This window comes from Fibrobacter sp. HC4 (assembly GCF_023373925.1).
Lineage (GTDB): Bacteria > Fibrobacterota > Fibrobacteria > Fibrobacterales > Fibrobacteraceae > Fibrobacter.
Genome location: NZ_JALCZV010000014.1, coordinates 87,235 through 111,978 on the forward strand (window position 1 = coordinate 87,235; position 24,744 = coordinate 111,978).

22 protein-coding genes are annotated in these 24,744 nt (G+C 51.2%); 12 read left to right on the forward strand and 10 right to left on the reverse strand.

Annotation, left to right across the window (positions count from 1 at the left end):
* Positions 1-128 precede the first annotated feature (128 nt).
* The 4 genes from MMG03_RS10430 (at position 129) to MMG03_RS10445 (ending at position 4,544) form a co-directional block, all read left to right on the forward strand.
* Positions 129-1,202, forward strand: a complete 1,074-nt coding sequence (locus tag MMG03_RS10430) for a GGDEF domain-containing protein (protein ID WP_249506221.1) — start codon at positions 129-131, stop codon at positions 1,200-1,202.
* A complete protein-coding gene (locus tag MMG03_RS10435) occupies positions 1,202-2,227 on the forward strand; it encodes a GGDEF domain-containing protein (protein ID WP_073160483.1) in 1,026 nt (341 codons plus the stop codon). The genes MMG03_RS10430 and MMG03_RS10435 overlap by 1 nt, the downstream gene beginning before the upstream one ends.
* 121 nt (positions 2,228-2,348) lie before the next feature.
* A complete protein-coding gene (locus MMG03_RS10440; RefSeq protein ID WP_073236648.1) occupies positions 2,349-4,043 on the forward strand; it encodes an HD domain-containing phosphohydrolase in 1,695 nt (564 codons plus the stop codon).
* Between the two features lie 15 nt (positions 4,044-4,058).
* The gene (locus MMG03_RS10445) at positions 4,059-4,544 is read left to right on the forward strand and encodes an 8-oxo-dGTP diphosphatase (protein ID WP_073160479.1); all 486 of its coding nucleotides are present in this window, start codon (positions 4,059-4,061) and stop codon (positions 4,542-4,544) included.
* A gap of 114 nt (positions 4,545-4,658) precedes the next feature.
* Here MMG03_RS10445 and MMG03_RS10450 read toward each other — a convergent pair whose 3' ends face one another.
* Positions 4,659-5,165: an LptE family protein gene (locus MMG03_RS10450; protein ID WP_073160477.1), complete on the reverse strand. Its 507-nt coding sequence runs from the start codon at positions 5,163-5,165 to the stop codon at positions 4,659-4,661.
* A 25-nt stretch (positions 5,166-5,190) separates the two neighbouring features.
* Positions 5,191-6,648, reverse strand: coding sequence for a carbohydrate binding domain-containing protein (locus MMG03_RS10455; RefSeq protein ID WP_249506222.1), 1,458 nt, complete (start codon positions 6,646-6,648; stop codon positions 5,191-5,193).
* 143 nt (positions 6,649-6,791) lie between these two features.
* Between MMG03_RS10455 and MMG03_RS10460 the strand changes: the two genes are divergently transcribed.
* The 5 genes from MMG03_RS10460 to MMG03_RS10480 all read left to right on the forward strand — a co-directional run bounded on the left by MMG03_RS10460 (position 6,792) and on the right by MMG03_RS10480 (position 12,352).
* The gene (locus tag MMG03_RS10460) at positions 6,792-7,760 is read left to right on the forward strand and encodes a GDSL-type esterase/lipase family protein (protein ID WP_249506223.1); all 969 of its coding nucleotides are present in this window, start codon (positions 6,792-6,794) and stop codon (positions 7,758-7,760) included.
* A gap of 45 nt (positions 7,761-7,805) precedes the next feature.
* Complete coding sequence (serS, locus tag MMG03_RS10465; RefSeq protein ID WP_073286428.1) at positions 7,806-9,092, forward strand: serine--tRNA ligase; 1,287 nt, start codon at positions 7,806-7,808, stop codon at positions 9,090-9,092.
* A 197-nt stretch (positions 9,093-9,289) separates the two neighbouring features.
* The gene (locus tag MMG03_RS10470; RefSeq protein WP_249506224.1) at positions 9,290-10,564 is read left to right on the forward strand and encodes a hypothetical protein; all 1,275 of its coding nucleotides are present in this window, start codon (positions 9,290-9,292) and stop codon (positions 10,562-10,564) included.
* Between the two features lie 12 nt (positions 10,565-10,576).
* On the forward strand, positions 10,577-11,005 hold the full coding sequence (locus MMG03_RS10475) for a hypothetical protein (RefSeq protein ID WP_249506225.1): 429 nt from the start codon (positions 10,577-10,579) through the stop codon (positions 11,003-11,005).
* 102 nt (positions 11,006-11,107) lie between these two features.
* Positions 11,108-12,352, forward strand: coding sequence for a nucleoside recognition domain-containing protein (locus tag MMG03_RS10480; RefSeq protein ID WP_073160463.1), 1,245 nt, complete (start codon positions 11,108-11,110; stop codon positions 12,350-12,352).
* Between the two features lie 148 nt (positions 12,353-12,500).
* Here the strand turns inward: MMG03_RS10480 and MMG03_RS10485 are convergent, their stop codons facing one another.
* Together MMG03_RS10485 and MMG03_RS10490 are read right to left on the reverse strand one after the other, a co-directional pair.
* Positions 12,501-13,490, reverse strand: coding sequence for a calcium/sodium antiporter (locus tag MMG03_RS10485; RefSeq protein ID WP_073236632.1), 990 nt, complete (start codon positions 13,488-13,490; stop codon positions 12,501-12,503).
* A 28-nt stretch (positions 13,491-13,518) separates the two neighbouring features.
* Positions 13,519-14,652: a porin family protein gene (locus MMG03_RS10490; RefSeq protein ID WP_073236629.1), complete on the reverse strand. Its 1,134-nt coding sequence runs from the start codon at positions 14,650-14,652 to the stop codon at positions 13,519-13,521.
* A gap of 59 nt (positions 14,653-14,711) precedes the next feature.
* Here MMG03_RS10490 and MMG03_RS10495 point away from each other — a divergent pair, with 59 nt between their 5' ends.
* Entirely contained in the window at positions 14,712-16,220 is a 1,509-nt protein-coding gene (locus MMG03_RS10495) for a M17 family metallopeptidase (RefSeq protein WP_073236624.1), read from the forward strand.
* Between the two features lie 2 nt (positions 16,221-16,222).
* Positions 16,223-17,398, forward strand: a complete 1,176-nt coding sequence (locus MMG03_RS10500) for an FprA family A-type flavoprotein (RefSeq protein ID WP_217653124.1) — start codon at positions 16,223-16,225, stop codon at positions 17,396-17,398.
* A 350-nt stretch (positions 17,399-17,748) separates the two neighbouring features.
* Here the strand turns inward: MMG03_RS10500 and MMG03_RS10505 are convergent, their stop codons facing one another.
* The 6 genes from MMG03_RS10505 to MMG03_RS10530 all read right to left on the reverse strand — a co-directional run bounded on the left by MMG03_RS10505 (position 17,749) and on the right by MMG03_RS10530 (position 24,297).
* Complete coding sequence (locus MMG03_RS10505) at positions 17,749-17,889, reverse strand: hypothetical protein (RefSeq protein ID WP_158236594.1); 141 nt, start codon at positions 17,887-17,889, stop codon at positions 17,749-17,751.
* 6 nt (positions 17,890-17,895) lie between these two features.
* A complete protein-coding gene (locus MMG03_RS10510; RefSeq protein ID WP_139259219.1) occupies positions 17,896-19,251 on the reverse strand; it encodes a hypothetical protein in 1,356 nt (451 codons plus the stop codon).
* 8 nt (positions 19,252-19,259) lie between these two features.
* Complete coding sequence (locus tag MMG03_RS10515; RefSeq protein ID WP_083538220.1) at positions 19,260-20,558, reverse strand: fibrobacter succinogenes major paralogous domain-containing protein; 1,299 nt, start codon at positions 20,556-20,558, stop codon at positions 19,260-19,262.
* Between the two features lie 29 nt (positions 20,559-20,587).
* Complete coding sequence (locus MMG03_RS10520) at positions 20,588-22,030, reverse strand: FISUMP domain-containing protein (RefSeq protein ID WP_073236611.1); 1,443 nt, start codon at positions 22,028-22,030, stop codon at positions 20,588-20,590.
* A gap of 139 nt (positions 22,031-22,169) precedes the next feature.
* The gene (guaA, locus tag MMG03_RS10525; protein WP_073236608.1) at positions 22,170-23,993 is read right to left on the reverse strand and encodes a glutamine-hydrolyzing GMP synthase; all 1,824 of its coding nucleotides are present in this window, start codon (positions 23,991-23,993) and stop codon (positions 22,170-22,172) included.
* An 85-nt stretch (positions 23,994-24,078) separates the two neighbouring features.
* Positions 24,079-24,297 (reverse strand): hypothetical protein, encoded by a 219-nt coding sequence (locus MMG03_RS10530; RefSeq protein ID WP_139258415.1) that lies wholly within the window; start codon positions 24,295-24,297, stop codon positions 24,079-24,081.
* 199 nt (positions 24,298-24,496) lie between these two features.
* Between MMG03_RS10530 and MMG03_RS10535 the strand changes: the two genes are divergently transcribed.
* Positions 24,497-24,744, forward strand: a 248-nt coding sequence (locus tag MMG03_RS10535; RefSeq protein WP_249506226.1) for a transposase family protein, incomplete at its 3' end; no start/stop codon positions are given.

The window sequence follows — 24,744 nt, forward strand, 5'->3', positions numbered from 1 at the left end:
TAAACATCACATATTAATAGTTAGACTGTTAAAAAGACCCGTCTTTGGCGGGTCTTTTTTTATGCAGGCCCCCAAAAATCTCCATTTTCCGTTATTTTTATTTACTTTTCTTTACAAGAAGAAAGGAGATGCATATCGTGTCCGACACCAACCAGAAAGGGTTGCAAGAAAACCAGACAATCGCCAACCGAATGAACGTCCTCATGATCGCCCTGACGCTAATCATGATGGTCATTTACTACGCCATCGGCGCCCATATCCTGGTCACCTTTTCCATCTTCATCGCCCTGGGATACGCCTTCAACTTCTTGCTGATCCGGAGTCGCAGGATGGTGGAATCCACCTGGAGCACCTACGCCCTACTCACCTTGTACATGGTCGTTTGCACCATATGCCTGGGCTACGATTACGGGTTCCAGCTGTACACCATGTCCACCATTCCCCTGATTTTCCAGCTGAAGTACATTTCCAAGAAATTCAACCAGCGGGACCCCAAGGCCGCCGGATTTTCCATCATCATCCTCCTTTCTAGCCTAATTTCTTCGCTGTACACAGTGAAGGTGGGGCCAATCTACCATATCGGCGGCCTACCGTCCCTGATTTTTTTGGGGATGAACATCTGCATTGTGTGCTACTTCCTGATTTTCTTTTCTAGCAACACCATCAACCAGATTATCGATTTTGAGATAATGCTGGGAAGGCAAGCTAACTTTGACGCCCTGACCGGGCTTGCCAACCGTTACAGGATGCAGAACTACCTGAAGGAAATCTTTGAATCCCAGGAACAGTCCGACGGACAGGCTAGCAAATTCACCGACAGTTCCGAGAACATCTGGGTGGCCATGCTGGACATCGACTTCTTCAAGAAAATCAACGACAAGTACGGCCACGCCACCGGCGACCGGGTTCTTGAAAAGTTGGCGGAAACATTGCGCAAGGTTTGCCAGGACTGCGAAGTCAGCCGCTGGGGCGGCGAGGAATTCTTGATTTGCGGCAAGGGAGATCCGCAGACCCTTCTAGAAAATCTGGTAAAAAAAGTCGAGAGCGTTTCTGTACAGAGCCCTCACGGTAACATCCATTTTACCATCTCGGTCGGCGTTACCCATAAGACACCCAACGACACCTTGGATACCTGGGTTACCAGGGCCGACAAGCTCTTGTACAAGGCCAAGGAAAACGGCAAGAACCAGGTGGTCGTCTAATGCTTTCCAATCTAAACGATCTTAAGAAGGCAGCCTTTGTCGTGAACACCGTGCTTACGGTGCTGGTCATCGTGATGATGGCCTTTTACTACTTCATGGGCGCCACGTTCCTCGCCTACTATTCCATCCCGGTAGCCTGCTTCTACTTTTTCCATTATTACTGGATCCACAAAAAACAGTTTACCAAGGTCACATGGACCACCTACACCATGCTTACCTTGTACATGTTCATTTGTACCATATGTCTCGGCTATGATTACGGATTCCAGCTGTACGCCATGTCCACCATCCCCCTGATTTACCACATCCGGTACATGGCCAAGAAGTTTAAGCAGCCCGATCCGAAGCCCAATCTCTTTTCGGTTTTCATCGTCATTTCCTGCATGGTTTCCTCCCTCTATTCCGTTTATGCAGGGCCAATCTACCAGATCGGCGGGGCAGTCAAGCTGGCGTTTCTGTGCATGAATCTGGGAGCGGTGTGTTTCTTTTTGGTCAGCTTCTCACAGGTAACGTCTAAACTGATTATCAAGACCGAAGAAAAGCTGATCAAGCAGGCTGATTTTGACGCCCTGACCGGGCTTGCCAACAGATACTACATGATGTCAAGACTGGATCCGATTTTAGCCGATAAGAATGCGGCATCCAATCAGTGGCTGGCCATGATCGATGTAGACAACTTCAAGAAAATCAACGACACCTACGGTCACGACGTTGGCGACCAGGTTCTGATGATTCTCGCCAACCAGATGAAAAAGATTTGCAAGGATTGCGTTATCAGCCGCTGGGGTGGCGAGGAATTTTTGGTCAGCGGCAATAATTCCAAGGTATCTCCACGAATCATGCAGACCTTGCTTGAAGAAATCAGGAAGCGAGAAGTCCATTCCGACACGGAAAATTTCCACTTTTCCATTTCTGTGGGTGTTTCGAAGCACATAGCCAACGAGTCATTGGGACCGTGGATTAGAAGGACTGACCGGTTGCTCTATCAAGCCAAGAAAAACGGCAAGAACCAAGTGGTTTGCTAGTCAATCGTTTGTGCGGCCAAGTGTTGTAAACTTCTCAACACGTAATATTAGCAACATATTTCTGTAAGCAGGCGGACTTTCGTTTTTGAATTTTTACATTTGATTTCAGGAAGTTTTGTGTATGATTATTGGGTATTTAATAACAATGTGCGTTCTGGCAGCCATCAACAACGTGCTGCATTTCCGTAACTACGGAAGAAATACGCATCTTTATTCGCTGTTATTCTTCGCTCTATTCATCTGCTGCGCGGGACATTTGCTCCTGGCTTTGTCTCAGACGGCCGACGGCGCCATTATGGCCGTCAAGATGAGCTATGCAGGTTCTGCATTCCTCCCCTTCTTCTTGTTCTGCGCCATCTTGCAGGTGTGCCATGTCCGTTTCCAGCAGGCTTATCAGCTGGTACTGTTCCTGCTCAGCTTTGCCATCTTCGGCATGGTCTGCACCATCGGCTACAGCGACCTCTATTATAAGGATTTTGCCTATGCAGTCGCCAGCGGTGTGGGTAACTATGTAGTACAGAACTACGGCTGGGGTCATGACCTGTTCAACGTCATGCTCCTTGTCTACCTGGTCGCAAACGTAAGCATTATCGTCCACACCTTCTTCAAGAAGAAGAACGTCTCTTACAAGAGCCTGTTCGCCCTGGCCCTGATCGAAACTTCCACTATCGCTTCTTTCCTGTTGGCCCGCTTCATGGAAAACGATATGCTGATCATGCCGGCGGTCTATGTATTCGACCAGTTCCTGTTACTGTATATCTGCGAACGTGTCAAACACTATGACATCAGCGAAAGCGTACTCCGCTCCCTGGAAGCAGGTAACGCCAACGGCTACGCTTCCATTTCTACCAGCGAAAAATTCCTGGGCGGAAACGAGATCGCCTACAACCATTTCCCCGAATTGCTGGAATGCCGTGTAGACCATACCTTGCCTAACAAACCCGGTGTCGTGCAGTTCTTTAAGGAATGGGCAAACGAAATTCGCCAGGGTAACGTCATCCACGAAAAGGAATTCGAGACCGGCGACCGGCACTTCAAGTGCACCGTCAAGAAGTCCGGCAATTCCGACAGGGATTACGCAACTTTATTCAAAATCGAAGAAGATACGGAATACCACCGCTACGTGCAGATGCTGGGTAGCGACAACAACCGTCTGCAGCAGTTGGCCAAGAGCAACGCCTCCCAGATTCACGCCATCCAGGAACAGATGATCGTGAACATGGCTAGCATGGTCGAAAGCCGCGACTCCAATACCGGCGGCCATATCAAGCGTACCAGCAAGGTTGTGGCCATCCTGACCGAAGAGATGCAGCGAGACCCCAGTTTCAACTTGCCCAAGAAATTCTATGAGGCTCTGATCGTTGCCGCCCCTATGCATGACATCGGTAAGATCGCCATCGACGACATGATCTTGCGCAAGCCGGGCAAGTTCACCGACGAAGAATACAACATCATGAAGTCCCATGCCGCCAAGGGCGCCGTCATCGTAGAGAACCTGCTTTCTTCTATCGAAGACCCGTACCTGGTGCAGATTGCCCGTAACGTGGCCCACTACCACCATGAACGTTTCGACGGAAGTGGCTACCCCCATGGACTGGCCGGGGAACTGATTCCCTTCGAAGCCCGCATCATGGCCGTGGCCGACGTTTACGACGCCCTGGTCAGTCGCCGTTGCTACAAGGAACGCATGTCTTTCTCCAATGCAAACGAGATTATCATGGGCTCCATGGGTACGCATTTTGACCCCCGCCTCAAGCAAAGCTTCGTGAACTGCCGCGAAAAGCTGGAAGCTTATTACCGCCAGGTGACCCACTAAGCTAAATTTGGGTCCATGATAAACACCACTCTCTGCTATATCGAACAGGACGACAAGTACCTGCTGCTCCACCGCGTCAAGAAGAAGAACGACATCAATAAGGACAAGTGGATCGGCATCGGCGGAAAGTTCGAGGAGTGGGAATCCCCCGAAGACTGCATCAAGCGCGAAGCCCTGGAAGAAACCGGGCTTACCCTGGTGCGCCCCAAGTATCGCGGTATCGTAACCTTCATTAGCGATGGCATGGACCAGACGGAATTCATGCACCTTTTTACCGCCACCCAATGGACTGGCGAAATCAAGGAATGCGACGAAGGTAATCTGGAATGGGTTCCCAAGGCCGACGTGGCGAAACTCCCCCACTGGGACGGCGACCTGATATTCCTGGCCCTTCTAGAAAGAGGTGAACCCTTCTTCAGCTTAAAGCTGACCTACAAAGGCAGCACCCTGACCGAAGCCCTCCTAAACGAAGCCCCCGTAAAAGTCGAAGACTTTATTTAAAAAAATCGTCGCGGAGCGACTACCACTTTGCCAGGGCAGCCCTCATTTAAAAATCGTCGCGGAGCGACTACCACTTTGCCAGGGCAGCCCTCATTTAAAATCGTCGCGGAGCGACTACCACTTTGCCAGGGCGTTGGTGATGATCAGGTCTTGGAGTTTTTCGATGGCTCTTGTCTGACCGTGGCGGTCTTCGGTTTCGTTGGCCTGAACGTCGTAGGTTCCTTCGGCAGACAGAGACTTGTTTTCGTAGATGATTCGTTCCTTGACGTTGTCGTAGAACTTGACCCCGACGCGGATCGTTACGCGGTAAGATTCCACATCGCTGTTGCTGTTATAGTCCATGGGCTTGTTGGTATAAGACAGCAAGGTCACCTCAAAGTCGGCATTGGCCTCGGACTTGATAACGCGAACGCCACCGGCATTCTTCTTGAACATATCTACGACAGCGGTATAGATGTCGTTTGCCAGCACCGGATCCAGAGTCTTATCGTCTACTTCGTGGATGTTCACCGTCTTGATATGACTGGGAAGCGTACTCGCAGTAAAGCTATAACACCCCGACAGAACCGTCAGGGTGCATAGCCACAAAAAAGCTAGAGCGACTTTCAGGCAATACTTCATCGCTCTTAAATTTAGTTAAAACAACCTACTTTACAGAGAATATCCTGTTTAGAGCGCCGTTTTTCACAATGTACAAGCCCTTGTTAAGGTTCATGGAATTCAGTCGAGTCTGAATTTCACCGGGGCGAGAATTGAGCTTACATACAAAAGCCCCTTTCAAGTTATACACGCGGAACGAGGTTTCGCTAGACAGCATAAGACGGTTCTTGGCCAAGCCCACCTCGTCAGAAGTAACTTCGGTCAGCTTGACATTATCGATGAACACAGATCCTGTGGCAAGACCAGCATTAATGGAAATACGGCCATTTTCATCGGTAGGTTCGTTCATGGTGAACATGATTTCATAAGTCTTGGATGTTGTGCCAAGGTCGAAGGTGGCGGCTTCGCCCAGGTAGCTGGTCCACGGATCCGTATCCTTTTCCAGGTTCACTTCGAGAGTTCTTGCGACGGAAGCATAGGCATCAAAGGTCAGCTTGTAGCTCTTGCCCTTTTCGTAATGCATGCCGTTCTGAATCACCTGTACGTCGTAGGCGTTGGTACCCACCTTGGTCACATTGATTTCGCCCTTGCCTTCGTTAAACTTGAAAGTACCGTCACCGCTATGAACGGTCAGAGACCAACCAGCCAACTTCAGGGAATCAGAGAAAGTACCGTTGAAAACGGTATCCCTATTGGTGGGAACCACGATCGGTTCAGCCACGCCATCCAGGGAGTATTGCTTCACGAAATTCCAGATGTCGGAAACATCGGCCTTGGACGGGCTATGACCTCGGCCCTGAAGCTTCAGGTGCTTGATATAGACGCCATCATCGCAAGGGCCCCAGCTGTAAAGGGTAGCCCGGTTTTCGCTATTGGGATAGTTTTCCGTGACTTCGGCCTGAGCCGGGCAGTTAAACTGGTCACGATAATTCTTCAGGAAACTTTCCAGCGAGCTATACTGCAACACATCGTCATTGGTTCCGTGAGGGTGGAAAATGGGAACCGGGCGCATGGCCTTGGACGCACCATACACATTGGGGCCGGAACAGGGAGCGAAAGCGGCGATCTTGTCGGCAATCTTGCTCATGGCGTGGTAAGTAAACATACCTCCCATAGAGAAACCGGAAAGGTAGACGCGCTTGGTATCGATATCGTAATCCTTGACCATCTGGTTAATAATTTCGGTCACCCACTTGGTATCCTTATCGCCCTGGATATCCCAGGTAGACATTCCCGTACCGCCTCTAGGGTACACCACCACGAAACCAGCCGTATCGGCCACAGTTTCCCAGTGGGTCATATCCTGCTGGTAATTGGGATCCTGGTCCATGCCGTGCAGCGAAAGAAGCAGCGGGCTCTTCGGCGCCAGATTCGACGGGGCGTACACATGGATGTCGCGCCCGGAAACAGACACCTTCTTATAGTCATTCAGGGATTTTCCGCCTCCACCCCACTGGGCGAAAGAAACGGTTGCGGCAATCATTAGCAGGGGAAGAATTCTCATTTTTTGCACTCCTTTTAAATTCCCATTCCAATTTGGAATATATATGTGGGCATTCAAATTATTACTGCTACCTATAAAAAAATGATGTAAACCTCAACAACACCGCAGCCATTTTTTATTTTCTGTTTCGTATGAGGATTTCTATGGATTTAAGACAACTTACCACCATCGCCGCCATCTCGATTTTCACGGCATCTGGAGCCTTCGCCACAAAGGTGGCCTGCGTCGGCAACAGCATCACATTCGGATACGGCTTAAACTGGGACGAAAAAACATATCCGCAAAACCTGCAGATTATGCTAGGCGATGACTTCGAAGTGGGAAACTTCGGGCATTCCGGTATGATGTTCCATAAAAAATCTAACGAATCCTACTGGACGTCCCCCAAATTCAAGGAAGCCTACGAATTCCAGCCCGACATCGTGGTCATTGAACTGGGAACCAACGACAGCAAGTATTTCCACGACGGTGCAGGAAGTTCCACGGGGTACAACTACTACGCCTACGATTCCAAGGGCTATTCCCGGGCAGACCTCCTGGGCGAAATGAAGAAGGACTACGAGGCCCTTATCGACACCTTCGCCCACCAGCCCCAGGCCCCCACCATTTACGCCACCCTGCAGCCCTACGCCAACAACTGGGACTGGTTCATTACAGACACCGTTATCGTGAACGTCATCAACCCCCTGATCAAGGAAGTGGCCACCAACAAGGGCGTACAACTCATCGACCTCCACGAATCCTTCAATAAGCCGGAATGGCTGCTGGATGACAACGTCCACCCCAATGCCAATGGGGCATACGAACTGGCAGCCATTATTGCGAAATCAATCAGACCGGCCAGCGGCAACGAAACACCCGCCAACAGTTCCAATTCGGCAGACATTTCCAGCAGTTCCTCTGCAAATAACGTATCGGACAACGAAGAAACAGGAATTTTGCACGAGACCACGGCCTTAAAAACCTACACCGGAGACGTCTCTATTTTTGATTTGAATGGGAATTACATCAAAAAGGTATACGCAAACGGTTCTTTAGACATAAAGATTGGCCATAAAGGAACGTTTATTGTGAAAGCGGGACGGAATACGCAGAAAATTATCCTAAAATAATTGCTATTATTACATCCGAAAATTTTTATCTAACCGAGGCATAAAATGCTTGACATTAAGAAGATCCGCGAAAATCCGGAATATTATATTGCTGAAACCGAAAAGAAGTATACTACCGTGAGCCTGCGCGATGTTCTCGCTATCGACGAAGAACGCCGCCCCCTCCTCACCGAAGTGGAACGCCTCAAGAGCGAACGCAACGCTCAGTCCAAGCTCATCGGCGAACTGAAGAAGAAGGGCGAAAATGCCGACGCCGCTCAGGCCGCTACCCGCGAACTGGGCAACAAGATCGACGAAATGGACAAGAAGCTGAAGGATCTGGAATACAAGCAGACCGAAATGCTCATGCACGTCCCCAACATCGCTCCCCGCTCCATCGAAGGTAAGGACTCCTCCGACAACAAGGTCGAAAAGGACGGCCCGATTCCTTTCGACTACTACACCAAGAACGATGACTTCGCCCGCGTCGACCACAAGACTCTCGGCGAACGCCTTGGCATTTTCGACTTCGAACGCGGCGCAAAGATTTCCGGTTCCGGCTTTCCGGTTTACCGCGGTCTCGGCTCTCGCCTGGAACGCGCCCTCATCCAGTTCTTCCTGGACGAACACCAGAAGGCTGGCTTCGAAGAATTCACTCCTCCGTACCTGGTAACCCGTAACACTATGCGTGGTACCGGTCAGCTCCCCAAGTTCGAAGAAGACATGTACCGCTGCGACAAGGATGACGACCTGTTCCTCATTCCGACCGCAGAAGTTCCTCTGACCAACCTGTACTCTGGCGAAGTGATTCCCGAATCCGAACTGCCCAAGCGCATTTGCGCCTACTCCGCTTGCTTCCGTCGTGAAGCAGGTTCCTACGGTAAGGACACCCGCGGCCTCCTGCGCCTGCACCAGTTCAACAAGGTTGAAATGGTTTACTTCGCTCATCCGGAACACTCCTACGAAGATCACGAAGAACTGACCCGCTTTGGCGAAATGCTTCTTGAAAAGCTGGGCCTCCCCTACCATCGTCTGGCACTCTGCAAGGGCGACCTTGGTTTCGGCGCTGCAAAGTGCTACGACCTTGAAGTCTACGCTCCGGTGGAAAAGAAGTGGCTGGAAGTTTCTTCCTGCTCTAACTTCGAAGACTACCAGGCACGTCGCGCAGGCATCAAGACCAAGATCAACGGCAAGAACACCTTCATCCACACCTTGAACGGTTCTGGCCTTGCTACTCCTCGCGTGATGGTTGGCATCTGCGACAACTACCAGCAGAAGGACGGCTCCCTGTTGATTCCTGAAGTGCTGCGTCCCTACATGGGCGGCATGGAAAAGATTGAGCCTAAGAAGTAATCACTTCGTTAGACCAATTTACAAAGGCGAAATTCCCTAGGGAGTTCCGCTTTTGTTTTGTAAAAAAAACACAAATAAAATCGTTTTTTGTTGATAAATGCTACAAAAAAGCCCGTAATGTTTTTTTTCTTCTCCGTAACCTCGAAAAAAAGCAAATTATATGCTAAATTGTAGCTCAAACTAATTAAGGAGTATATATGAATTTCAAACTCGTTTCCGTTGCTGCAGCTCTTGCAGTTTCCGCAGCCGTCGCTCAGGACTATGACGACGAATATGAAGAAGCAGCCCCCGCCGCTGCCGAAGAACAGGCTGAAGCCGCTCCGGCACCTGCTCCGGCACCCGCAGCTCCCGCTGTAGAAGATTCCTGGGACAAGACTGCAGAAGCAGCTCCCGCACAGGCAGCCGCAGCTCCTGCAACCGGTTTCAACGTTCTGCATGCCAATGCCTATAACGCTGTAGGCAACGAAGCTGCTGCAGCTACCATCAATGGCGATATGTCTATGCCTCACAAGATGGCAGGCCGTACCCTCTTGTACGTTCAGCCGTCTGCAAGAGAAGGCGTTGTCTCTCTCGCTAGCGGTGGCATGACCTACTTGATGCAGTACACCAACAACGGCGGCCCCGCAATGCTCACCGCCGGTATCGCAACTGGTGGCCTCGGTGTTACCGTTGATTTGGCTCTGAGCAAGACCTTCACCTCCCACGAAGTTTCCACTCAGGCAGGCACCGCTGAATCTGACGCCTCTACCACCGGCGCAGGCGACAACATCGGCGTGAACTTCTCTATGAACCTGGGCGCATTGGAATTCGGCGCACACGCATTCTGGGAAACCTTCCAGGATGAAACCGACACCGAAAACGATCAGACTGAAGTCGACCGCGACTATTGGGATATCGGAATTTCTGCCGTCGTTTCTAACGCACCTTCCGCCAAGAGCCTCGCCTGGTCTGCAGGTCTTTCTCTCATCCGCCATGCAAGCACCGAAGAAACCTCTACCGGAAACCAGTCTACCGAAATCACCAACCCGGAATCCAAATTCACAATCACCCCCAACTTCAACCTTGCATTCCCCGTTGCAAGCGTAGCTAACGCTCAGCTGTTCCTCGGTACCAACACCTACCTCCCCATCGTGATGTACGATGAAATCAAGGATGATGACTCCAAGAACAACCGTTCTGAATTCGGTCTCTACACTACCCCCAACATGCTGGCAGAAATCACCCTGAACGACAACTGGATGTTCTTCGGTGGCGCAAGCTTCACTTGGGTCATCTTCGACCGTCTCGGCGAAGAAAACAAGGCTAACCTCCATACCGAAGACGATTCCACCATTCGTCTTGCAACTTCCACTGCATACGCAAACGCTGGTGCTCGTTTCTCCTTCAAGAACTTCGTCCTCGAAGCTTCTGTTAGCCAGACCAGTTCCCTGGATAACTTCGCAGGAAACCTGGGTGCCTTCATCCACTTCTAATTTGAGGTTGTCATGAAAGTTCTCGTAACAATCGCTGTCGCCACCGCCATGGCCGCCTTCGTTGGCTGCTCCGGTGATGGTGATGTGTCCAAGGCCTCCGGCAACTTCCAGGAAACCATTCCTAGCAGTCCTACCGAAGACGTCCCTGCAGCAGGTGACGAAGATTTTGACGGCGGAAGCAACGCAAATTTCGTCAACTGCAGTGCAAACGGTGAAGACTTCTCCATTTGCGTCGAAGCCTCTGAAGAAATCTACAACCAGTACGGTGCCTTCTGCGAAGCATTCGAAGGAAGCAAGGGTTCTGGTAAGTGCACCAGCAAGGGCAGCAAGTCCTGCCAAATCAAAGGTGCCACTGTATACGTAGGTGGTGAAGCTGCCGAATCCTCCTGCGCAGAACTCGAATTGATTGTAAACGCAGCAATTTCTGGCCTATACGATTAGAAATAAGTATTTTACTTTAAATCGAATCGTTTAAACTTCAAAAATGGGACTGGTGAAAACCGGTTCCATTTTTTTTGTGCAATCTTTTCTAAAATTAGGCCCATGGTTTTAAATGTTATCTGGCTCGTATTCTTTTTTGGTGCATTCGTCGCCTGTATCGTTCAATGGTTGGCCTTCGGCGACACCGGAATTTTCAACAAAGCCATTTTGGGCGCATTCGACATGTCCAAGACAGCCTTCGAAATAGCCATCGGCCTCACCGGCATTCTCAGCCTCTGGCTTGGCATTCTGAAGATTGGTGAAAAGGCTGGTGCCGTGCAGATTCTCGCCAAGATCGTGCAGCCGCTGTTCAGCCGACTGTTCCCCCAGATTCCCAAGGGCCACCCTGTGGTGGGCACCATGCTCATGAACATCAGCGCCAACATGCTGGGCCTTGACAATGCGGCCACCCCCATGGGCCTTAAGGCCATGAAGGAACTGCAGGAAATCAACCCCAACGAAGACAAGTCCGTGGCAAGCGACTCCCAGATCATGTTCCTGGTGCTGAACGCCAGCGGGTTGACCTTGATCCCTGTCAGCATCATGACGTACCGCGCCCAGATGGGAGCGGCCAACCCCAGTGACGTATTCCTCCCCCTGCTGCTCTCTACATTCTTCAGTACCATCGCGGGCATTGTGGCCTTGAGCTTTTTCCAGAAGGTGAAGCTGAAGGACCCTGTAACGGTGGCATGGCTCGGCGGTCTTTCGGCCTGCGTTATCGCCATCATGGTCTACTTCAGCCACCTGACAGCAGAAGCCATTGGCGCCAGCAGCCTGTTCATTAGCGGTTTCGTACTGTTCGGCGTTATCGTGGCCTTTTTGGGTCTGGCCTGCTACAAGAAAGTGCAGGCTTACGAAGCCTTCGTAGAAGGCGCCAAGGACGGCTTCCACACCGCCGTCATGATCATTCCCAACCTGGTAGCTATCCTTGTAGGCGTTGCGGTGTTCCGTGCCAGCGGCGCCATGGACCTCTTGATGAACGGCATCGCCGCCCTGCTGAACATGATCGGTGTCGGCAGCGATGTGGTTCCGGCCCTGCCCACCGCCATCATGAAACCCCTTAGCGGAAGCGGTGCCCGCGGCATGATGATCGACGCCATGAAGACCTTGGGCCCCGACAGTTTCGCCGGCCGCCTAAGCTGCATGTTCCAGGGAGCCGCCGACACCACCTTCTACATCATCGCAGTCTACTTCGGTTCCGTAGGCGTCAAGAAGACCCGCCACGCCGTGACCTGCGCCCTGATTGCCGATGCCGTGGGCGTTATGGCAGCCATCGCCATCGCCTACATCTTCTTCCCGCCGATGTAGCGGTTCCGTAGGCAGTTCACGTCAGCGTTATAGACGCTCCTATTGCTCCATAAACTTTAAAAGGGTTCCGCAGTTGCGGAGCCCTTTGTTTAAAAGTATGCTTTTCTATTCTGACTCTCACCCCAAAAAAGGCGAAGCCTATTTCAAATTAAATCGCGCCAGAGGCCTGGGCAATAAGCAATCCAAGGTAACCCACATATATGGCTAGCAAGACACCGCCGGCAATGCGGTTAATGCGGCCATCGCCCTTGCGGCGGAAGCCCAGCACCAGCAGCGACAGGGTGAGTACAGCCATCAGGGGAAGGTCGCGGGTCACCATGTCTCGTTCCACGGATTCCATGGGGTCCAGGGTTGCGGCGATGCCCACCACCATCAGGGTGTTGAACAGGTTGGAGCCGATAATGTTTCCTACGGCCAGGTCGTCTTCGCCTTTGCGGGCGGCGGCAATGGAGCTGGCCAGTTCCGGCAAAGAGGTTCCAATAGCCACGATGGTAAGGCCTATGAGCAAGTCGCTCATGCCAAGGCTGCGGGCGATTTCAACGGCGCCCCACACCAGCATCTTGGAACTGACCACCAAAAGCACCAGGCCAAGAAGCAACCAGAAGATGGACTTGCCCAGACTCTTTGAAGAACCGTTGTCGGTATCATCCGCGGCACTTGCAGAAGCGTCTGCATTCAAGGTCTTGGAGCCGCGCATCTCGCTTACGATGTTATAGCCCATGACAGCAAAGAACACAGCCAAAAAGGCAATGCCGTTCATGCGGGTCACGCTTCCGTCGGCCACAAGGATAATGGCCAGGGCCGTCACACCGATAAGGATCGGCAAGTCCTTCTTGAGAACGGAGCGCTTGACTACCAGCGGGGTTATCAGGGCGGTAACGCCCAGAATCAGAGCGATGTTCGCAATGTTGCTGCCATATGCGTTACCCAAGGCCAGCTCAGGATTCCCCTGCAAGGCAGAAAGGGCAGACACCACCATTTCGGGGGCGCTGGTACCAAAGCCAACCACCACCATACCGATCAGGAGCGTAGACATACCACAGAATTCAGCAACGCCAACGGCGCCATCCACAAACTTGTCGGCGCTCCAGACCAGAACGGCAATGCCAGCCACCAGGGCAAGGATAGGCAAGATCATAAAGCGATCGTTCCTTTTTTACGAGTTATTAGAACGGGTAGAGGGTAAGACCAATGCCGAAGGAGGAGCAGCTCAGGTCCAGGCTGGGGAATTCGCTGTAACCTTCGTACAGGTCAGACAGGCCCACATCGGCCTTCACGTCGATGGACAGGCGCTTATGAGCCATGACAGAGAATCCAAAGACCAGGCTCCAGTCCATGTTCGTGCGGTAATCTTCATCCATCAAGTCAGTCGTTTCCTTGATTTTCTCCTGACCGTTCTTGTAAGACACCTTCAGTTCATCCTTCACCGGAATAGAAATCTGGGCACCCAGATCGAAGTAAAGGTTGGAAGATGCACCCTTGAAGGTAAAGAGTACCGGAATGTTCACCTTCATCTGGTCGAAGTTGAAGCTTACCGGAACAGCCTTGTTGTTGTTGTCGTAGTAGTCGTAAGTTTCGCTAGACTTGCTGCGTTCAAAGATTACACCCAGCTTGATACCCATAGTGTAATCATTCAGGGGAATGATGGACATCAAACCTGCGCGCCAGGAAATGCCATAGTAGTCATCATCGTCCCACTTGTCACCGGTCAGGTAATAGGAACCGATAGAACCATGAGCACCGATCTTGAACTGCATGGGAACAAGACCCATCAGCTGATCCATAGAAACGGTATCCTTAGAAGAGGACCTGTGCTGAGCCACATAGACAGTGCGCACGGGGGTACCATCTTCGCGGGTGTAGACGGTTTCGTAGTAAACGGTACGGGGAGCATCATCTTCGCCACGGACAGCCTTGGGGGCGGGGGCCGCAACGGGTTCGGCTACCTGGGGAGCGGGAGCTGCAACGGGTTCAGCGGCAGGGGCAGCGACGGGTTCAGCAACTTCTGCTGCGGGGGCAGCATCTTCGCCACGGACGGCCTTGGGGGCAACAGCCACATCGGCAGGTTCAGCTTCCTGGGGAGCGGGGGCAGCGACCGGTTCAGCTACCTGGGGAGCCGGGGCTGCAACGGGTGCGGCTTCGGCGGGGGCAACAGCCGGTTCTACGGCAGGAGCGGCAACTTCAGCAGGGGCGGCCACTTCGGCAGCGGGAGCGGCTTCAGTTGCAGGAGCAGCAGTTTCCTGGGCAAAGGCTGCAGAAAGAGCCAGTGCAGACACAATTCCAACATACTTAAGATTCATATAAAACCTCCTGTTCTTACATGGAATATAATAGCATTTTTTAACTACATTAATGACATATGAAATTGAATATTGTTAAAACTCCGTCGGGCAAGGCCAATGTGTCCGCCCTTCTTTTTGTCAAGCAGTCCATCCAGTTCTCCAACGTCCTTTCCGAAACCGCCGAAAAGCAGGTAGAATCCGTTCTGGCCGGCATGCAGGAAGGCCCCTTCGAAGACCTGGAACTTCTGGAAATCGATGGCACCTCCACCATTTTCGTCAACGCCGCCAAGGAGCGTGGCATCTCTAATCTGGACCACTTGCGCATGGCCGCCTATCGCCTGGCCAAGAAGGCCATGGCCCGCCAGATTCCCGTAGTAAGCATCATGCTTGCCGATGCCGCCCCCGAACAGTTCAAGGCCATCGCCCACGGCCTCCACTACGCCGATTACAAGTTTGACGCCTACAAGAGCAAGCAGAAAGAAAACTTCCAGGTCACCTTCGAAATCGTCGCCGGCGAACACGTTGCCGAATTCAAGGCCATCGCCGAAGACGTAGCCATCGAACAAAAGGCCATCGCCCTGACCAAGAACTTGATCAACACTTGCGCCAGCGACCTTTACCCCGCCGAGTTCGTCGAACGCGCCAAGACCATCGCCAAGTATACTCCGGGCCTTTCCATCAAGGTCCGCGACATGAAGCAGCTGGAAAAGGAAGGCTTCATGGGCCACGTTACCGTTGGCAAGGGTAGCTCCCACGAACCCCACATGATTACCATGACCTACGACGGCACCAAGGCTGCAGCAGGCAAGCGCGGAGCCCGCAGCTCCGCCGACCACCTGGTCATCGTTGGCAAGGGTCTCACCTTCGATACCGGCGGCCTCTGCCTCAAACCGCCCAAATCCATGCCAGAAATGATCAGCGACATGAGCGGTGCCGCCACCACTCTGGCAGCCATCCAGGCCATCGCCACCTTGAAATTGCCCATGAAGGTCAGCGCCATCTGCTGCCTGGCCGAAAACGCCATCGGCAACAAGTCTGTGCTCCCCGGCGATATCTTTACCGCCAAGAACGGTAAGACAGTCATGGTAGACAACACCGACGCCGAAGGCCGCCTTGTACTTTCTGACGGTCTGGCCGAAGCAGGCCTCATCGGAGCCACCCACATTATCGATCTGGCCACCCTCACAGGCGCCATGGTCCGCGCATTGGGTTATGCCGTTACCGGATTCTTCAGCAACGACGATGCCCTGGCCCTGAACGTCATCAACGCCGGCGAAGCCTGCTGCGAAAAGTTCTGGAGCATGCCTCTGGAAGAAGAATACGCCGATGCCCTGAAGGACAAGTTTGCAGACCTCAAGAACACCGGAAGCGACGCCGGTGCCATCAGCGCCGCCCTCTTCCTGCAGGAATTCGTACCCGAAAACACCGCCTGGTCTCACTGGGATATTGCAGGCACCGCCTTCGTTACCAAGAAGTGGAAGTACACCGAATACGGAGCCACCGGCTTTGGCGTGCAGACCCTTATCGAACTTGCCCGCCGCATGTCTACAGCACCTGAAACAACCGAAGAATACAAGGAGGTTTAACCATGTTCTCTTACGAAATGAAAGTGACCGACTCTATTAAGTACGTTGGTGTCAACGACCACGAAATCGACCTTTTCGAAGGCCAGTTCGAAGTGCCCCTGGGCATGGCCTACAACTCCTACGTCATCATGGATGAACAGATCGCCGTGATGGATTCGGTAGACCAGAATTTTGGAGAACAATGGCTTAAGAATATCGCCGAGACCATTGGCGACAAGCAGCCCGCTTACCTGGTGGTCCACCACATGGAAATGGACCATTCCGCAAACATCAAACTGTTTATGGAAAAGTATCCCGCCGCAAAGATCGTCTCTTCCAAGATGGCCTTCACCATGATGAAGAACTTCTTTGGAACCGACTTTGCCGATCGTCAGGTTGTAGCCGGCGAAGGCACCAAGCTGGAACTGGGCGCACACACCCTGAACTTCGTTACTGCCGCCAACGTCCACTGGCCCGAAGTCATCATGAGCTATGAATCCAGCGAAAAGGTCCTGTTCTCAGCAGACGCTTTCGGCAAGTTCGGCGCTAACGACGTTGAAGACCCGGAAGGCTGGGCCTGCGAAGCCCGCCGCTACTACTTCGGCATCGTAGGAAAGTTCGGCGCCAACGCCCAGGCTGTGCTTGCAAAGCTTTCTGACATTCCCGTAGAAAAGATTTGCGCCCTCCACGGTCCCACCATCGTGGGCAACGTAGAAGAGTACCTGAACTACTACAAGATCTGGACCAACTACGACGTGGAATCTGAAGGCGTCATGATCGCCTACACCTCTGTCTATGGCAACACCAAGCAGGCTGTAGAAAAGCTGGCAGAAATCCTGAAGGCCAAGGGCTGCAAGAAGGTAGTCGTCTCTGACCTTGCCCGCGAAGACACCTACGAATGCATCGAGAACGCCTTCCGTTACGGCAAGCTGGTTCTGGCCACCACCACCTACAACACCGGCGTGTTCCCCAAGATGCGCGAATTCATCGACCACCTGCTGGAACGCAACTACCAGAAGCGCACCATCGCCTTCATGGAAAACGGTTCCTGGGCCCCCGCCGCCGCCAAGAACATGGCCACTATGTTCGAAGCCGCCAAGGACATCACCATCGCCCAGAACAAGGTCAGCATCAAGATCGCCATGAAGGACGAAAACATCGCCCAGATGGAAAAGCTGGCCGACGAACTGTTGGCATAAATTCGAGAATTTGAACTCGCAAAAAAAGCCGCGGATCAATCAGATCCAGCGGCTTTCTCTTTAAGGGGAAAAATTATTCCCATTGCGCTTTCGCTTTGCTCAAGCGCTGGTCGCGCGGCTCGGTCGAGCCTATGCTGAATAATGTATTGATGGCTGTGATGCCGTGTGACGTCAATAGCACATACGCATCTTTGTATCAAATGGTTGCTAGCCAATTTGATTGGTGGCGGCATTTGGATGCGTCCGCTGCTCGAAATTGGCAATGCATACCCGCGATTTTGGATCGCGGCAGTCCGTACAAGTACGACGTACATGAGACAGACAAGTGTATTGACCTTGGGTGCGGAAACTTATCTGCTGAGTATTTGCGTCTTGCTCAGGCTGAGGCTGCCGACAAAGAACACCAGTAGCCCGCAGCCTAGAACCACGGGCAGTAACAGGAGGCCGAGAATGCAAACAAGAATGATGATTACAGGTGTAAAGGCTGACATGTCTTGCTACTGATAATCCTTTATGTCGTATCCGGGAATACGTCTGGCGTCCATAAAGTAGAACTTGTCCTTGATGTTGCCGGCTTCGTCGGTTACCACGTTCATGACAGAATCCAGGGTTGTGGCAAAAACGGAGGAATCTTCTTCCGAGCGGATATACCTAAGTATAGTAAAGAGTTCATCTTCTTCTTTTGTGGTGGCGCCTGTGGGCCAGGCGACTGCAAGGACTTGCACCGAGTCTTCGGAGGTGCTTTCGTCGATGAGTCCGTCATAGACATCTTTCCAACGCATTTGATGCATGACTCCAAGAGATGTTGTATGGTACAGTCCATAGGATTCGGAAGCGAAAATCTTTTCCCCCTTTACGGTGGTTCGTGTGAATAGGAAACTCACCAAATTGGAGGGCTCGACTGTACTTATATTATAATCATTAACGACTAGGTCTAATAGACGAAGTTTTTCCGCTTTCTTGAAATGGATGGAATGATTGTAGTATTTGAATTCCTTATTAACCTGTGCGGGTACAAGCCAGTCCTGGAAAATGAGCGCGCAGGACAACGTTGCGCTGGTATCGCCATTCAGGAAGTTGACCAAGGTGGCGCTGTCAAGAGATACTTCACCTCTCTGATAGCGACTGGAATTCATGATGTCGTAATCTTTTTCAAAATCAATCTTCAGTTCCATGGATTCCGATTCGGTTTTTAGGAAACATCTGGATTGGAGTGTATCTACGTAGGTGGAATAAAAACCTCCGTAGTAGCATGGAATGACCCTGGAGTAGAAATATCCCTCTACGTAAGTGCTAAAATAGTCATCGTAGTTGTAGCAGACTTCTGTAAAGTGAGCTTCACCTGGATTTTTTGATGGAACCAACGTGTAGGTTTCCTTCAGGTTTCCACAGTTGGCGGAATCCAACTGAATTTCCAGACGATGTGTTTCATCCTGCTTTTCGAAAATGTCGCTGAAAAGGAGTCCTCCGTAAGAGTCTGAAGATTGTTCACCTTTGATCTCTTTGCCGTTTAATAAAAACTTTGTGTTTTTGTAATTGCAGACCGTAGGATCGCTAAAGCGAATTTCTACGATCATATCCTTGACGAACTTATTGATTTCGATAGTGGTATCGGTATTGCGGGAGGGGCGGAATCCATCGGAAATATGTGTTCCGTTGCCTCCGCTGGAATGGTTTAATCGAATGACGGAACTCATCCCTCCAACGATGCTGTCGAGTAGATCTCGCTCAGCACGATAGGCTTCCAGTTCCTTTTCTCTTTCCTTTTCTTCGGGGGTCATGCCGCTGTCTGTGCAGGCCGTAAATGTGCAGAACAAAAAGGAAACAAGTGTAAACCACCTTATGTTTTTCATAGAATTTGCTAGTCCTTTATGCAACGAATAGAAAGAAATGAATCTGAGCCTACTCCGCTATTGCTAACGTTCGGGGTCCAATTTTCGAATGTTATGATTTCGGCCACGAAATCATTTCTGCGATCGGATGTCCAGAAAAAGGCTACGCCACCTTGATCATAGGGATTGATTTCTCCTATGTCATCGGCGCGGCCGGCCGGTAGCACGCAGAATCCGTAGTCGTCATAACCGTTTGCGTCGCGATTGTTGTATTCACTCCAGCCATCAAGGGACTTCAGTGATTTTTCAACATTGGTCCAATCAGGATATCCCGGTATTTTATGTCCTCCGATGGCGGTAAATAGGACCTGATATTCATTGACGTTGGGCAGATGCCAGCCTTCGGGACAGATTCCACGGACTGTGCCCTTGTTATCTTCGTTAGCGCATTTCCTGTAATCGTAGCCGCAGCCTTTACCGCTTTCTGAAAATACGGCTGCGGAATCCATGGCAGCAGACCATAGGTAAAGACGGCCGTATTTTTCGCAATTTCCTTCAGCTTCACTGTTGCAGAAACTGGAGGAGTCCTGTGTCTTTGTGGGTTCCGTATAGGCGTATGCAAGATTTTCGGCCATCCAGGTTTGACTGCCGATGGTCACGGTTTTGTATTCGCGATTGTCCCGCTTATCGACCATGGTTCCAGCGACAGCTTCTGAGGGCGGCACGTAGGCGATGCTGCTGGAAGATTCCCTGGGGTATTCCATGCTTGAGGAAGATTCCTCTTCGGCCATGGAACTGGAACTTTCCGCTAAGATTTTCGGTGCGCTGTTGCGATAATAGGCCTCGCCCTTTTCTTCCTTGCAGAGGCATTCGTCCAGTTTCCATTCAGGGGCCTTTGCGATCAAGGTGTTGAAGTCGCCGTCGCTTCCTAACTTGTATTTACAACCGTCAAGGGTAACCCAGACTTTCCTATAGCCATATTCAGACGAAAGGAATATTTCCAGGCGGTTATATTCGGAATTGTATGTTAATTCGTGACAAACAGTCTGAACGCCACCCTTTTGGTCGATGAATTCCGTAGCCTTGGAACAGGCAACGTCCTTGATCAAGGATGAGTCGGTGATCGTTTTCGACCAGGAGTTACTTCCGGAAATGCCATAACGATCTTCGCATTGAGCTATAGACAGACTGTTGGAAGAATTAGCCTGGTTTTCCTCCGGCGAATTTGGACTTCCTGAGTCGCTATCGCCGCAGGCTGTAAGGAAGACCGATGCAAGGATCGATGCAAGCAGGCAGGTGCAAAAAGACTTTTTCGTATAGTTTAGCATATAAACAACCTTCTCTCCCAAAAATCAAATTAGTTGTGGACGCAGCGAACGTTCATTCCCATGATTCGTTCTTCGAGGTCGACTCTTGCGGGTTCCTTGGCGTAATCGAACATTAATAGATAGGAAGAGAATTCATCGTCAGGGAGAAAAGACTTTTGGCGGCTCCAAATATTTACCAGTTCTCCGTAACCAAAGAAATATTCTTCTATCACGTCGCAAGCATCGCCACAATAGCTCGCCTCGTCAACGAATATTCCAAGGGGCAATGCGGAAAATCCGCTTTCGTTTGTTGCTGGGCTTTCTTGCCAAGTCCATTCCGCAGACTTAAGGGAGGCGTCGCTTACTGTTTCCAGAAGGGTGTAGATTTCATCACTGAACGGAAGATGCCAACCTTCGGGGCATGCCTTCATGGCCGCCACCTGGGTGTAAAAACGTCCAAAGATTTCACAGCTGTCGGGGTCGTTGCCTAGACAATGGGTTTTCCCTGCAAAGAAGGGGTGGGCGATGGAGTCGACATAGTTTAGGTTTTCTGCCATCCAGACCTGGTCTCCGATTTTGACACTCTTGTAACAATGGCCGTCTCGGTCATCCTGGAAAACATCATACTTTACTTTGGAGCTCAGATACTTCCAGCTCTCTTTTTGTACACTGGCGCAGACTTCTTCACTGGATGAGGAAACTTTTTCTGATGAACTGGACAACTCAATAGAGGAACTGGAGGCGACGGAGGAACTGGAGGGAATGATCATTTCCATGAGCAAGGTATCCTTGACGCAACGTAAAGAAAACCCGTGGGATTTGGAGGATTCGTTGATGGAGTTGTCTTTTGGGTCGACGCCGAAGCTGTTCACTCTTGTTTGAGGTGCCGTTTCGTCGAAGAAAGTATCCTGATTGTAGTCTACATAATAGTCCATTTCGTCACTTTCGGTAGAAGTGATGAATCTGTCTGCGTCAGGCCAGTACGAGAAAAAATAGTTGTTGTAAAAACCGCCATGGAGAACCTTGAAACCGTAAGGGTCTTCTTTCATGATGTCGGTATAGCTCATCAGGTATTTCCATTCCAGAGTGTCGGGGACATGCCAACCCGGCATACAGATTCCCTGATGGTAGGGCTTTTTGATGGAATCCTCGGCTGTGTTGCGCAGGAAATAGGGTTTAAAATCCATGGCCTGCGTCCAATTGTACAGACGGCCGAACTTGACGCAGTTTGAATCATTGTCTTCGAAACAGCGGCTGCCCTCGACCTTGTAACGAAGGTTCTCGGATGTCCAGATCAGTGCGCCAATTTCCGTGGTGTGGTAAATCTTGAAATCGCGAGGGTCGCAAATTTCATTTTCACCAAGATTCTCGGGGCAGGATATTGGAATATCAGCTTCAATGAGGCTAGAAGAACCTTGCTCGGTTGTTGAATTTCCGTTAATGTCGTCGGGCTCGGATGAGTTACTGCATGCGGAGAACTCGACTAGAATCATCAAAAGAGTCGCGATGAAAAGAGGGAATGTTTTTCTTTTAAACGAATGCATTTCACAAATATAGTATAGATACGTATAAATCAAAAAAGCCGAGGAAGAAGTTCTTCCTGCGGCTTTTATGTTTAATGAAGAGTAAAAATTACTCCCATTCAATGGTTCCGGGGGGCTTGTGAGTTACGTCGTACCAGAGGGAGCCGGCGCCTTCTGCTTCGAACTTGCGCCAGAGGCCTGCAAGCATGCCCTGGTCAATTTCTGCGAAGTTGGCGGTCATGGCTTCGGTGGAGTTCACAGGACGCATCACGATGCAAGGCTTGCCTGCAGTGCGCAGCGGAACGGATACCACAGGCATCTGCCAGATTTCTTCGTACAGCTTGTTTTCCTGCAGGAAGGTGGTGCAGATGTCGTCGAACTTGCGGAGGGTATCGAAGTTTTCGCGAGTAGCGTACTGTTCCACAAGCTTCGGGTCTTCATCAGCCACGGTACCGATCTGGTAGATCACGCGGTTGATGGCCTTGAAGCGGTTAGCAAGTTCGGTGGAGAACTTTTCGCAGTCCTTCCAGCTGAGGCCGGCGGTAGTCAGAAGGAACGGCTGTGCGTAAGTACGGCCATCGCCCTGAACGCCAACGCTCTTGATGGGGAGCATGCGGCCAGAAATGTTGTTAGCCTTCAGGTAGTCGGCGAGGCTGCCGCCCTGAGTGTCCTTCACGTCGTTGAATGCGACCATGTCGTCCTTCAGGACGCCATCGCTGCAAAGCAGACGGACACCCAGACCCGGACCCGGGAAGGGGTGACGCCAGACGAGATTGTGGGGGATGCCCAGTTCTTCACCGAGGGCACGGACTTCATCCTTGTAGAGGTCGGCCAGCGGTTCAAGCACAAGGCCCTTTTCCATCAGGTCCAGAACTTCCTGGACGCGGTTGTGGTGGGTCTTGATCTTGTCTGCATTCTTGGTGCCACCGGATTCGATGGTATCGGGGTAAATGGTGCCCTGAGCCATCATCCACTGGTTGGGGTCAAGGTTCAGCTTGGCCATTTCCTCGTCCTTCACCACCAGGAATTCCTTACCGATGATGCCGCGCTTGGTTTCCGGCGCAGTCACGCCAGCCAATTTTGCCAGGAAGTGCTCGCTGGCGTCGCGGATCTGAAGGTTGTTCATGCCTTCGGCCTTGAGGAAGTCCATGATCTTCTGGGATTCGCCCAGACGCATCATGCCGTTATCCACATGGAGGCCAAGAACCTTTTCGGGGCCAAGGACACGGTTCAAGAGAACGAATGCCACGGTAGAGTCCACACCGCCAGACACCAGGAGGAACACCTTGCGGTCCTTCACCTGTTCCTGGATACGTGCGGTAATCAGGGGCAAATAGCTGTGCATGTTCCAGGTCTTCTGTGCGCCGGTAATGTCGATGAAGTTTTCGAGAAGCTTCATGCCGAACTTACTATGGGTCACTTCGGGGTGGAACTGGATGCCGTAGATCTTGCGTTCGTCAAAAGCGACAGCTGCGATTTCGCAGTCCTTGGTGCTAGCCACGATGCGGTAGCCTTCGGGCAGCTTGGTCACCTGGTCGCCATGGCTCATCCACATGGGAGAAGCCTTGGGCAGGTCCTTCAAAATCGGGCACTTTTCGTCGCCAACGATCAAGTCGGCAATGCCATATTCCTTTACCTTGCCCGGTTCAACGTGACCACCCAGCTGCTGGGCGATAAGCTGATGACCGTAGCAGATACCCAGCTTGGGTACCGGCAGGTTCAAGATTTCGGGATTGTATTCCGGAGCGTCGGCAGCATAAACGCTGGAGGGGCCACCGGAATAGATGATTCCCTTGACGCCTTCCAGTTCGGAAACGTCGCAGTTGGGGGAATGAATTTCGGTGAAAACGCCGAGGCGGCGGACACGGTTTGCGATCAGGTGGGCATACTGGCCACCAAAATCAAGAACGGCAATAGTATCTACATTCTTCATACAGGGGTAAAGATAGAAAAAATATTTATCAAACAAATCCCTTCTCTAGGCGATCAGCGATCCGATTATCCACTTCATATTCAAATCAGCAAGGTTCGTTTTCTACGGTCGCATCAATCATCTCCAGATCGTTCATCGTGCGTTCAAGCTGATCGGCATTGGCATTCTCGATATCAAAGGAAATGACGATGTCGATACCGTAAGCGTCCGCCTGGCGGATAAATTCCAGCATCCGTCTTTTCAATTGCCTGCGGAGAATTTTCGTTTTTGATTCGCTCAGGAGCAGGTCTCGATGGGGTGCCATTTTGGGTGTGATCGGCTCAAAAAGTCAATTATATGGTTTATTTATTTTAGTCCGTTAGATTTTTTTTGGGGAAAACAGGCTCTTCATCAACATGTGTGGGTGGCTTCGCCACCCTTTTTTGTTGACTTTCGCCTAAATTAAACAAAAAATGGGCTATTTTCTAAAATTTAATCGCCAAAAAAAACAGAAGAAAAAGCCCATGTCAAAATTATACAAATCCATCTTCAATGTCAACGGCTGTTCAGTCGTCAAGCAGGAACAAACCGATACCACGGTCACCATCACGGTAAGACTCACCAAGGGCAACGCCAGCAGGTGCGGCTGTTGCGGGCGAAAAGGGAAACTCTACGACAACGGCCGGGAACAGAGGGTATGGCGGACGCTCGATCTCGGCACGAAAAAGGGCTTCATCAAGATGGACACCTACAGGGTGAAGTGCAGGAAGTG